Annotated in this window: 10 protein-coding genes; all 10 read right to left on the bottom strand. The window is 60.6% G+C overall.

Going from position 1 to position 10,971, the window contains the following annotated elements:
- Positions 1-12: 12 nt before the first annotated feature.
- The gene (locus CEC48_RS14000; protein WP_088424301.1) at positions 13-1,116 is read right to left on the bottom strand and encodes an ABC transporter ATP-binding protein; all 1,104 of its coding nucleotides are present in this window, start codon (positions 1,114-1,116) and stop codon (positions 13-15) included.
- 37 nt (positions 1,117-1,153) lie between these two features.
- Positions 1,154-1,984: a carbohydrate ABC transporter permease gene (locus CEC48_RS14005; RefSeq protein WP_088424302.1), complete on the bottom strand. Its 831-nt coding sequence runs from the start codon at positions 1,982-1,984 to the stop codon at positions 1,154-1,156.
- A gap of 10 nt (positions 1,985-1,994) precedes the next feature.
- Entirely contained in the window at positions 1,995-2,921 is a 927-nt protein-coding gene (locus tag CEC48_RS14010; RefSeq protein WP_003215314.1) for a carbohydrate ABC transporter permease, read from the bottom strand.
- 135 nt (positions 2,922-3,056) lie between these two features.
- On the bottom strand, positions 3,057-4,367 hold the full coding sequence (locus CEC48_RS14015) for a sugar ABC transporter substrate-binding protein (protein ID WP_088424303.1): 1,311 nt from the start codon (positions 4,365-4,367) through the stop codon (positions 3,057-3,059).
- Between the two features lie 332 nt (positions 4,368-4,699).
- Complete coding sequence (locus CEC48_RS14020) at positions 4,700-5,605, bottom strand: AraC family transcriptional regulator (protein ID WP_088424304.1); 906 nt, start codon at positions 5,603-5,605, stop codon at positions 4,700-4,702.
- Between the two features lie 71 nt (positions 5,606-5,676).
- Entirely contained in the window at positions 5,677-6,960 is a 1,284-nt protein-coding gene (locus CEC48_RS14025; RefSeq protein ID WP_088424305.1) for a glycosyltransferase, read from the bottom strand.
- Between the two features lie 120 nt (positions 6,961-7,080).
- Complete coding sequence (locus CEC48_RS14030) at positions 7,081-8,391, bottom strand: MFS transporter (RefSeq protein ID WP_088424306.1); 1,311 nt, start codon at positions 8,389-8,391, stop codon at positions 7,081-7,083.
- A 290-nt stretch (positions 8,392-8,681) separates the two neighbouring features.
- Positions 8,682-9,314 carry an N-carbamoylsarcosine amidohydrolase gene (locus CEC48_RS14035; protein ID WP_088424307.1) on the bottom strand — a complete coding sequence of 211 codons (633 nt, stop codon included), beginning with the start codon at positions 9,312-9,314 and terminating at the stop codon, positions 8,682-8,684.
- A 137-nt stretch (positions 9,315-9,451) separates the two neighbouring features.
- On the bottom strand, positions 9,452-10,204 hold the full coding sequence (locus tag CEC48_RS14040; protein ID WP_088424308.1) for an Asp/Glu racemase: 753 nt from the start codon (positions 10,202-10,204) through the stop codon (positions 9,452-9,454).
- An 11-nt stretch (positions 10,205-10,215) separates the two neighbouring features.
- Positions 10,216-10,971 (bottom strand): alpha/beta fold hydrolase (locus tag CEC48_RS14045; protein ID WP_088424309.1); only part of this gene is annotated, 756 nt, incomplete at its 5' end.

Here is a 10,971-nt window from a genome sequence, read left to right on the forward strand (position 1 = left end):
ATTCTCGCGAAATCAGGCGGCGGCGCGCAGCGGACGGGCCACGGCAACACCGTCAGCGTCGAACAGATGGCATTGGGTCGGGTCCAGGTGCAACTGCAGGGTTTCGCCATATTGGCTGGCCATGTCGCCCCGGATACGCAGGGTCAACGGCTCTTTGCTGGCGGTGATGACGTGGCAGAAGGTGTCGCTGCCCAGGCGTTCGCCGACGTCGGCGGTGACGGTCAGGGTGGCTTGCCCCGGCGAGGCGATTTCCAGATGCTCCGGACGAATGCCCAGGGTCACCGCGCTGCCAAGGCTCAAGGTCGCGCTGCTCAGGGGCAGAGCGATACGGCCGCCGGCGTCCAGTTCGACTTCGCAGCTCTGTGCGTCAACACGGGTAACCTTGCCTTTGAGGAAGCCCATTTTCGGCGTGCCCAAAAAGCCTGCGACAAACAGGTTGGCCGGCTGGTGATACAGCTCCAGCGGCGAGCCCACCTGTTCCACACGGCCGCTGTTGAGCACCACCACCTTGTCGGCCAGGGTCATGGCTTCGACCTGGTCGTGGGTCACGTAGATCATGGTGGCTTGCAGTTCTTTATGCAGGCGCGACAGCTCCAGGCGCATTTGCACGCGCAGGGCGGCATCGAGGTTGGACAGCGGTTCATCGAAGAGGAAAATCTTCGGGTTGCGCACAATCGCGCGGCCGATCGCTACACGCTGACGCTGGCCGCCAGACAACTGCTTGGGCTTGCGCTCAAGCAAAGGGCCCAGCTCCAGGATGCGCGCTGCTTCGTTGACCTTGCTCTCGACAATCTTCTTGTCGACGCCGGCCAGGTCCAGGGCAAACGACATATTTTTGCGCACGCTCATGTGCGGGTACAGGGCGTAGGTCTGGAACACCATCGCCAGGTCGCGCTTGGCCGGGGTGACTTCGGTGATGTCGCGGCCATCCAGTTCGATGGTGCCTTCGCTGACTTCTTCCAGGCCCGCAATCAAGCGCAGCAGGGTGGATTTACCGCAGCCCGACGGGCCGACGAACACCACGAATTCCTTGTCGTTCACTTCAAGGTCGATGCCCTTGATGATGGAGAAACCTTCGAAGCCTTTTTGCAGATTCTTGATTTTCAGGTTGGCCATGATGGGCCTCCGCTTCTAAATATTTTTGAAGGAGCCGTTACTTCACGGCGCCGAAGGACAAACCGCGGACCAGCTGTTTCTGGCTGATCCAGCCAAAGATCAGGATCGGCGCACAGGCCAGGGTCGACACGGCAGACAATTTGGCCCAGAACAAGCCTTCGGGGCTGGAGTAGGAGGCGATCAACGCGGTCAGCGGCGCGGCGTTGGACGAGGTCAGGTTCAGCGACCAGAACGCTTCGTTCCAGCACAGGATCAGCGACAGCAACACTGTGGAAGCCAGGCCACCCTTGGCGATCGGCAGCAGCACCCGGACCATTTCCTGCCACAGGGTGGCGCCGTCCAGGCGAGCGGCTTCGAGGATGTCCTTGGGGATGTCCTTGAAGTAGGTGTAAACCATCCAGACCACGATCGGCAGGTTGATCAGCGTGTAGATGATGATCAACGCGATGCGCGTGTCCAGCAGGCCAAAGGTCTTGGCCAGCAGGTAGATCGGCATCAGCACGCCCACCGGCGGCAGCATCTTGGTGGAGAGCATCCACAGCAACGTGCCCTTGGTGCGCTTGGTCTCGTAGAACGCCATGGAGTAGGCGGCCGGTACCGAGATCAACAGGCACAAGGCGGTGGCGCTGAAGGAAATCAGCACCGAGTTCCAGGCGTAGCTGAAGTAGTTGCTGCGCTCGTTGATGTGCAGGTAGTTCTCCAGCGTCGGCGTGAAGATGAACTGCGGCGGGGTGGCGAACGCGTCGATTTCGGTCTTGAAGCTGGTCAGCACCATCCAGAAGATCGGGAAGAAAATCAGGATCGCGATGGCCCAGGCCAGGGTGCCGAGCAGCACGCTTTGCAGGCGGCGGGATTGTTGAAGCGTCATGGCGCGGCCCTCAAGGCTTGTCAGTCAGGTTTTTGCCGATCATCCGCACCAGGATGATCGCCGCGATATTGGCGATGACCACGGCAATCAAGCCGCCGGCCGAGGCCATGCCCACATCGAACTGCACCAGCGCCTGGTTGTAGATCAGGTAGGCGAGGTTGGTCGACGCGTAGCCGGGGCCACCGTTGGTGGTGGTGAAGATTTCAGCGAACACCGAGAGCAGGAAGATCGTTTCGATCATCACCACCACGGCAATCGGGCGCGCCAGGTGCGGCAGGGTCAGGTGCCAGAAGATCGCGATGGCGCCGGCACCGTCCAGGCGGGCGGCTTCCTTTTGTTCCTGGTCGAGGGACTGCATGGCGGTCATCAGCAGCAGGATCGCGAAGGGCAGCCATTGCCAGGACACGATGATAATGATCGACAGCAACGGGTAATGGGCGAGCCAGTCCACGGGCTGGGCGCCGAACAGCTTCCACACGTAGGCGAGAATTCCCGACACCGGGTGGAAAATCAGGTTCTTCCAGATCAGCGCACCGACGGTGGGCATGATGAAGAACGGTGAAATCAGCAACACCCGCACCAGGCCGCGACCGAAGAACTCGCTGGCTTCCAGCAGGGCGCTGATCAGTACGCCAAACACCACGCTGATCAGCAGCACGCTGCCCACCAGCAACAGGGTGTTGGTGGCGCCGGGCAGGAAGCCCGAGTCGGTGATGAAGTAGGTGAAGTTCTCCAGCCCCACGAATTGGTTTTCGCCGGGGTAGAGCAGGTTGTAGCGAATCAGCGAGAAGTACAGGGTCATGCCCAGCGGCACGATCATCCACAGCAGCAACAAAGCCACCGAGGGGCTGACGAGGAACCAGCCGGGGTTGATCAGGCGGCTTTTACGCGGCTTGTCCGGCGTAGCGGTTTGCACTTGGGCAGTGGTGGTATTCATGGTGATCAGGACCGATTAGAGGCAGGTACGCAAAGCCCCTGTGGGAGCGGGCTTGCTCGCGAAGGTATTCCAGGCGCATTGCGGCGTCGGATGTACCTTTTTCGCGAGCAAGCTCGCTCCTACAGGTAGTGGGGGTTATTTGGGATAACCGGCCCGCTTCATTTCGCGTTCGGTGAAGGTCTGCGAATCCGCCAGGGCTTTGTCTACCGTCGAGCCACCGGTCAGTGCGCTGGAGAAGAACTTGCCGACCTGGGTACCAATCGCCTGGAATTCAGGAATGGTCACCAACTGGATGCCTACATATGGCACCGGCTTGGCCGACGGGTCTTTCGGGTCGGCGACTTTCAGCGATTCCAGCGTCACCTTGGCAAACGGTGCAGCCTTCATGTATTCGTCGCTGTAGGTCGACTTGCGGGTACCTGGCGGTACGTTGGCAATGCCGTCGGTCTTGGCGACCAACTGGCTGTATTCCTTGGAAGTGGCCCAGGTGGTGAAGACCTTGGCGGCGTCCTTGGCTTTGGAACTGGCCGGAATACCCAGGGACCAGGAGTACAGCCACGAAGTACCTTTCTCGGTTTTCTCGTGCGGTGCAAAGGTGAAGCCGACGTGGTCAGCCACTTTGCTTTGGGTCTTGTCGGTGACAAACGAGCCGGCGACGCTGGCGTCGACCCAGATCGCGCACTTGCCGCTGTTGAACAGCGCCAGGTTTTCGTTGAAACCGTTGCTGGAAGCGCCCGGCGGGCCGGATTTTTTCATGTTGTCGACGTAGAAATTCAGCGCGTCTTTCCACTCGGGCCCGTTGAATTCAGGCTGCCACTTCTCATCGAACCAGCGCGCACCGTAACCGTTGGCCAGGGTGGTGATCAGCGCCATGTTCTCGCCCCAGCCGGCTTTGCCGCGCAGGCACAGGCCATACTGCTCTTTGTCTTTGTTGGTGAGTTTGGCGGCGAACTCGCCGATCTGCGTCCAGGTTGGGTGCTCAGGCATGGTCAGCCCGGCGTCCTTGAACAGGTCGGTGCGGTAGTAGGTGATGGAGCTTTCGGCGTAGAACGGCAGGGCGTACAGCGAGCCCTTGACGGAAAGGCCGTCACGTACGGACGGGAAAACGTCGTCCAGGTCGTAGGAAGCAGGCAGGTCCTTCATCGGTTCCAGCCAGCCTTTGGCGCCCCAGAGTGCAGCTTCGTACATGCCGATGGTCAGCACGTCGAACTGTCCGCCTTGGGTGGCGATGTCGGTGGTGAGGCGTTGGCGCAGGACGTTTTCTTCGAGTACCACCCAGTTCAGCTTGATCTCCGGATGCTCGGTCTCGAAGGTTTTCGAGAGCTTTTGCATGCGAATCATGTCGCTGTTGTTGACGGTGGCAATGGTCAGGGTTTGCGCGCCAAGACTGACGGCACTGAGGGTCATACAGGTACAGGCAAGCAGAGCTTTAGCTGTGAACTTCATCGCGCACTCCATTTCTGCGCCCAGGGGCTACAGAAGGACAGTTATTGTTGTTGTGTCTTCCACGAGAGCTGGAAGAGTGTGCGTTGATTACAGCCTTCAATTGGCGTGCTGACAAATCCTTGGGAGCACTGCTACTGATACTTTTTTGCACTCGGTCTGAAAAGCGCTGAAACGATTCGCTGGGTGCGATCGGCTTCCTGCGTGAACGCGATGCAAATGTGGGGGCTTGCTCGCGAAGGCGGTGAATCAGCCGACATTTGCGCCGGCTGACACACTGCATTCGCGAGCAAGCCCGCTCCCACACAAGCGGGTTCCCACAGGAGCGCGCGTTTTTAAGCAAGGTTTTGTTCGGTCAGGCGCTGTACCGCCAGGCGGCGGTAGTGGGAAGGGGTCATGCCCTTGAGCTGCTGGAACCGGCGGTTGAAGTTGGAGATGTTGTTGAAGCCCGACTCGAAGCACACGTCGGTCACGGCTTTGTCGCCATCGGCCAGCAGCTCGCAGGATTTGCTGATGCGCAGGCGATTGACAAATTCGATGAAGGTGCGGCCCGTGGCTTGTTTAAACACGCGGGAGAAGTAGGTGGGCTTCATGCCGAGGTATTCAGCTACTTCTTCCAGGGACAATTCCCGCGCGTAGTGGGCAAAGATGTAGTCCACCGCCCGGTTGGTGCGGTCGATGCTGTGTTCGTCCGCCAGTTGTGGGGTGGTCACGCCTGAGAGCAGTTGGTAGTCCTCGCAGGCACTGAGCACTTCCATCAGGATGAAGAAGTGCCCCAGGCGCGCCATGCCCTGGGCGTCCTCGATGCGCTGCATCAGGGTCATGGCCTGGGCGATGGTCTTTTTGCAGCGAAATTCGATGCCGTATTGCGCCCGCTCCAGCAACGGCGTCAGGGTCTTGAGTTCGGCAAAGATATGGCTGCCGCCATCGAGCAGCTCGTCGGTGAAGTTCACCAGCATGTCGCGCTTGGGCACCACTTCGTCCTCGGCCACCTGGCTGATCCAGTTGTGGGGCAAGTTGGGGCCGGTGAGGAACAGGCTTTCCGGGTAGAAGTTGCCGATGTAGTCGCCGATAAACACCTTGCCGGAGCTGGCGACGATCAGGTGCAGCTCGTATTCCTTGTGGAAATGCCAGCGCACCAACGGGCACGGGAAGCCGTGTTGGCGATAGATGATGGACAGACCGTTGTGATCGTCCATCAGCTCGTAGGACGGGTCGGTGATTCTCGCTGCTCGGGTCATGCTGCAGTCGCTTTATTGTGGTTGCGAAAAGGATAATGCCCCCTTGCGCGCCACCTCGCCAGCGTCGGTGTTTATAGGCTGCGGTTTTTCGCCTCGATCCACTGCGCCATGTACTGGGTACTTTTGTGCAGGTGGTGGCGCAGCATGCTGCCGGTGAAATTGTTGCGGCGGTGCTCGGTCAGTTCGTTGCGGCACTGCTCCAGGCGTTGCACCAGCGCCGGGCCGTGTACGTCCTGTGCATAGCGGCGCACCAGTAACTCGCGGCCCGCTTCCTGGGCCTGAACCCAACGTTCGCGGTCCTGATACAGGGCGGCGGCAGCCTTGGCCAGGGTGCTGGCGCTGTTTTCGACCACACCGGGCCACGGTTCACCCATGGCTTCGGCGCCCACCGGTGTGGTGACGCTCGGTGTGCCACAGAGCATCGCATCGGCCAGCTTGCCCTTGATGCCTGCGCCAAACCGCAGCGGCGCCAGGCAGATACGCGCGGCGGTCATTACCTGCAACGCGTCCTCGGCCCAGTTCATCACATGAAAGCCCTGGGCCGGGTTGTGCAGGGCGGTAGCCTTGGGCGGCGTGTAGGCGCCATAAACATGCAGTTGAGCACCGGGCAGTTGCTGGCGAATCAGCGGCCAGACGCTGTTCTTCATCCATAGCACGGCATCCCAGTTCGGCGCATGGCGGAAATTCCCGATACTGAGGAAGTGCGCACGGTCTTCAAACGGCACGAAGGCTTCGGTGGGCGGTGTCAGCATCAGCGGGCACCCGTGGAGCAGGGCAGCCGGCACCTTGAAGTGTTCGGTCAGCAAGCGGCTTTCCACGTCGGAGATCATCAGGCTGATGTCGCAGCGGTAAATCGCCGCTATCTCGCGTTTGGCCACGTCGGTGTCGGCCATGTAAGCGAATTCGGTCGCCAGGTCCGGGCTGAACAAAGGGCTGAAGTCGTCGGCGTCGGGTTGAGCTTTAAGGAAATCCTTGAGGCGCTGCTGACGGGCATCCCGCAGGCTTTGCAGGTCGCACGTCTCCAGGACGCGCAGGGCCTGCGGGCAGGACTTTTCCACGCGCCAGCCGAACTGTTCTTCCATCATGAAACGGTCGAACAGCACGATATCGGGTGCCAACTGCTGGATAAACTCGTCGAAACTGCTGTTATTCAGCTCGATCGCACATTCGCGAATGCCCAGGGCGGGCAAGTCGGCCTTGTGTTCGCCGGTGACGGCCGGGCTGCTGAAGGTTATGTCCCAACCTTGGGCCAGGAAACTCTCCAGAATCTGCATCATGTGCCCGCCGGCCGCCGAAGATCGGGGCTCTGGCCAGACGTAGCCAATGACCAGGACTTTGGTGGCGGGCTGATTCATCAACAATGGATTCCTTGAAGGGCTGGGCAAAAGCGCGCAATTAAACCACAGCCCCTCAAGTTCCGGCGCGGTCAGCGGAAGATGTTGACGGTTGGCCACCTGACCAGGAAATTGTTGTTATTAACGGTTCACCAGTTTCGCCGGCAAGGCGATGACCAGGAAGCTGCTGAGAATCAGGCAGCCGGCGAAAAACCACAAGGCTCCGGCACTGCTGCCTGTGACGTCAATCGCAACCCCCATCAATGAGTTACTCACCAGGCCTGCGATGTTCGCCAGCGAACAGGCCAGGGCAAAACCGGTGGCCGCTGCGGTGCCTTTGAGAAAGGTCGCCGGCAGGCTGAAAAACACCGGCACCGCACCAATGATCGCCGCCGAGGCAATCGCAAACAGGGCCACGGTGGCGACCACGTTATGGGTGAAGAAAGTACTGGTTGCCATTGCTGCTGCACCGATGAAAAACGGCACGATGATGTGCCAGCGGCGCTCGCGGTGTTTGTCGGAGCTGGCGCCGATCAGCAGCATGCCCAGCAGTGCGGCCACGCTTGGCAGGGCGGTGAGGATGCCGATGTGGAAGGTGTCGGTGATGCCGGCGTTGCGGATGAACGTCGGCATCCAGAAGCCCATGGCATAGGCGCTGAGCAGGATCGAGAAGTCGATACCGCCGAGCATCCACACCTTGAGGTTGAAGAAACCGTCGCGGAAGCTGTGCTTGCTGTCGGCACCGTCGGCGTCGTCCTTGCGCAGTTCGCTTTCCAGCAGGGTCTTTTCTTCCGGCGACAGCCATTTGGCTTGTTGGTAGGAGTTGGGCAGCGCCCAGAACGTCCAGATACCCAGCAGCACGCTGGGCACCGCTTCGATCAGGAACAACCACTGCCAGCCGCGCAGGCCGCCCATGTTGTCGAAGTGGCCCATGATCCAGCCGGACAATGGGCCGCCGATCACGCTGGAGAGCGGCAGGCCGATCATGAATAGGGCAATGATGCGGCCCCGGCGGTGGGTGGGAAACCAGGTGGTCAGGTAATACAGGACTCCCGGCAGGAACCCGGCCTCGGCCGCGCCCAGCAGGAACCGCAGGATGTAGAACTGGGTGGTGGAGGTGACCAGCATGGTGCACGCCGAGAGCAGGCCCCAGGTGATCATGATGCGGGCGATCCAGATCTTCGCGCCGACCCTTTCCAGGATCAGGTTGCTGGGTACTTCGAAGAGGATATAGCCGACAAAAAACAGACCGGCGCCTAGGCCGAACGCGGTTTCGCTGAAGTGCAGTTGGTCGAGCATTTGCAGTTTGGCGAAGCCGATATTGATGCGGTCCAGGTAGGCGGCGAGGTAGCAGAAACACAGGAACGGAATCAGCTTCCAGGTGATTTTTTGGTAGAGCGTGTGGACCGGGTCGGCGACGGTAGTCGCGGGCGCTGCATTCGCAATGGGCATTGGGGTGTCTCCTGGCGGTGACTTATGGTTTTTATACAGCCGCTTTTTTTCAGCACTTCGGAGTGCTGTGAGAGCGACTTCCAAAGGCAGTGACAGAAGACTGAGGTGGCTCTGCTGGAGATGCTCAAGTGTGGGAGCGGGCTTGCTCGCGAAAGCGATGTGTCAGTTACATAGGTGACACCTGATACACCGCTTTCGCGAGCAAGCCCGCTCCCACATTCGATTGCATTCCAAAGTGGGCGCTCAGTTTTTTCCGGACCACGCTCTTTGGCGCGGTTCCTGGTGAAGCGTTATTGCTCCTTGAACTTGCTCATTGCCTCCTGTTTGCTGACCACGTCGCCGTACTTGCTGTCGATATCAAACAAGTTTGCGGCATGGGGCGCCGGGTGGCGGTCGCCGACGCATTCGCGCACGACGATGGTACGAAAGCCATGTTGCACCGCATCTACGGCGGTGGCCCGGATGCAGCCGCTGGTGGAACAGCCGGCCAGCACCACGGTGTCGATGCCTTGGGCGTGCAGCATCGGGGCCAGGCTGCTGCCAAAAAACGCGCTGGCGTATTGTTTGGTGATCACCACTTCATTGGCCAGGGGCAAGACCTCGGGGCAGAAGGCTGCCATGGGGTTGCCTTCGACCATGTCTTTCATCACCGGGGCCTTTTTTACCCAAATACCACCGTCGGCGAAATGGCCGGGATGGTAGCGGATATTGGTGTGCACCACGGTAATCCCGTGTTGCCTGGCGCAGGCCAGCAGTTCGACGCTTTCGGCGACGGCGATTTGCACTTCGGGGGCAAACAGCGGCGCGCCTTCGGTGGTGTAGCCCTGCATGAAGTCGATCATCAGCAGCGCGGATTTTTTGCCGAAGCCGATTCGGTTACCCCAGACGCCCTGATAGTTGGCGTCGGCGGATTGTTCGGTCATCTTTCAGTCCTCGATCATGGCCAATGCACATACCCTGTGGCGAGGGAGCTTGCTCCCGTTGGACTGCGGAGCAGGCCCAGTTTTTGGGGGTGCTTCGCACCCCGGCGGGAGCAAGCTCCCTCGCCACAAAAGCGTGCTTAGTAGGCGCCGGAGAGCAGGGCGCCGGCGCCGGGCACGATGGGTTCCAGGTCCAGGGCCTTGAGCATGGCGTAGGTGGTGGCAATGGCGGCAGTCAGTACCGGCAGGCCGGTTTGGGCTTCGACTTTGGCGACCACCGGCAGCGACTGCATTTGCACGCAGGCCGACAGAACGATCACGTCGACGCCTTCAAGGTTCATCCCGGCGACGATGGCCGGCAGGTTGGCCGGGTCGTGGCGGGCCACTTCGAGGTTGTCGGGGATTTCCAGGGCACGCCAGTCCACCACGTCAAAGCCTTCTTCGCGGATGTAGTTCACTACCAGTTCGGTCAGCGGTTTCATGTACGGTGCGACGATGGCGATGCGCTTGGCGCCCATTACTTTCAGGCCTTCGATCAAGGCGCCGGCACTGGTGATCACCGGGGCGTTGGCGTCGTTGTCGGCGGTGGCCTTGCGCAGGCGCTGCTCGGAGTTGCGGTGGTACCCCAACCCCATGGCCATGATCGCCACCAGGCAGGCGTAACCCAGTACGTCGACCTTGGCGTCGGACAGTTCGATGGCGCAACGGTCGGACTCGCCGTCCATTGCTGCCAGCTCTTCCTTGCGCACTTGCTTCATGCGCATGCGGCTGGAGTGAAAGGTGAAACGCTCCGGGCGGATCGCCTGGCGTGCGTTGAGCATCGCCGGGATCTCGGTTTCCATGGTGGTGTTGGAACTCGGCACGATCTGGCCGATGCGGTAAGGCTTGAGCATGGTGGTCTCCGTTATGCAGTCAGGGGCTGGCCGAGGAAGTCGCCGACGGCGGCGAAAAAGCCTTCAAGGTCGTCCCAAGGGATCATGTGCCCTGCATTCGGGACATGGGCGACCTGCAGGGTTGGCTGTAACTGCCGGACTTCCTCGACATCTTCGGGCTGAATTACACCGCCGCGTCCGGCCACAATTAACAGGGCAGGTGCCTCCAGGCGCGGCAGGTCCTGATGGAAGTCGACGGTATGGAAGTCATTGAAGGCGCGAACGATGGCCGGCTCGTAGCAGGTATGCAGCCATTCGGCGCGCAGTTGCAGTTGCTCATCGGTCCAGGTGGCGCAGAAAGCGCGCATCGCCTCCGTATCCATGCCCACCAATGATTGGCGGATCGAGTCGACGTACCACGGCAATTTGCTCGGGTATTCGCGGCGACCTGGGCCAGACACCGGCGGGTCGATCAACACCACGCGGTTGACGCCTTGCGGATGGCGCACCGCACTGCGCACGGCAAATCGCGCGCCCATGGAGTGGCCTACCAGGTGATAACTGTCGAGCTTCAGGGCGTCGGCAAAGGCGCCAATGTCATCGGCGCAGGTATCGGCGCTGTAGTCCAGTTCCGGGCCGGTGGATGACAGGCCGCGACCGCGCACGTCCAGCACATAGGTGTCGAAATGCAGGCCCAGGCGTTCCGCTACAAAACCCCAGGTAATCGCCGGGCTGGTGATGCCGGGAATCAGGATCAGCGCCGGGCCCTTGCCGCCGTAGCGCAGGTA

This window comes from Pseudomonas sp. K2I15, assembly GCF_002204795.1.
GTDB lineage: Bacteria > Pseudomonadota > Gammaproteobacteria > Pseudomonadales > Pseudomonadaceae > Aquipseudomonas.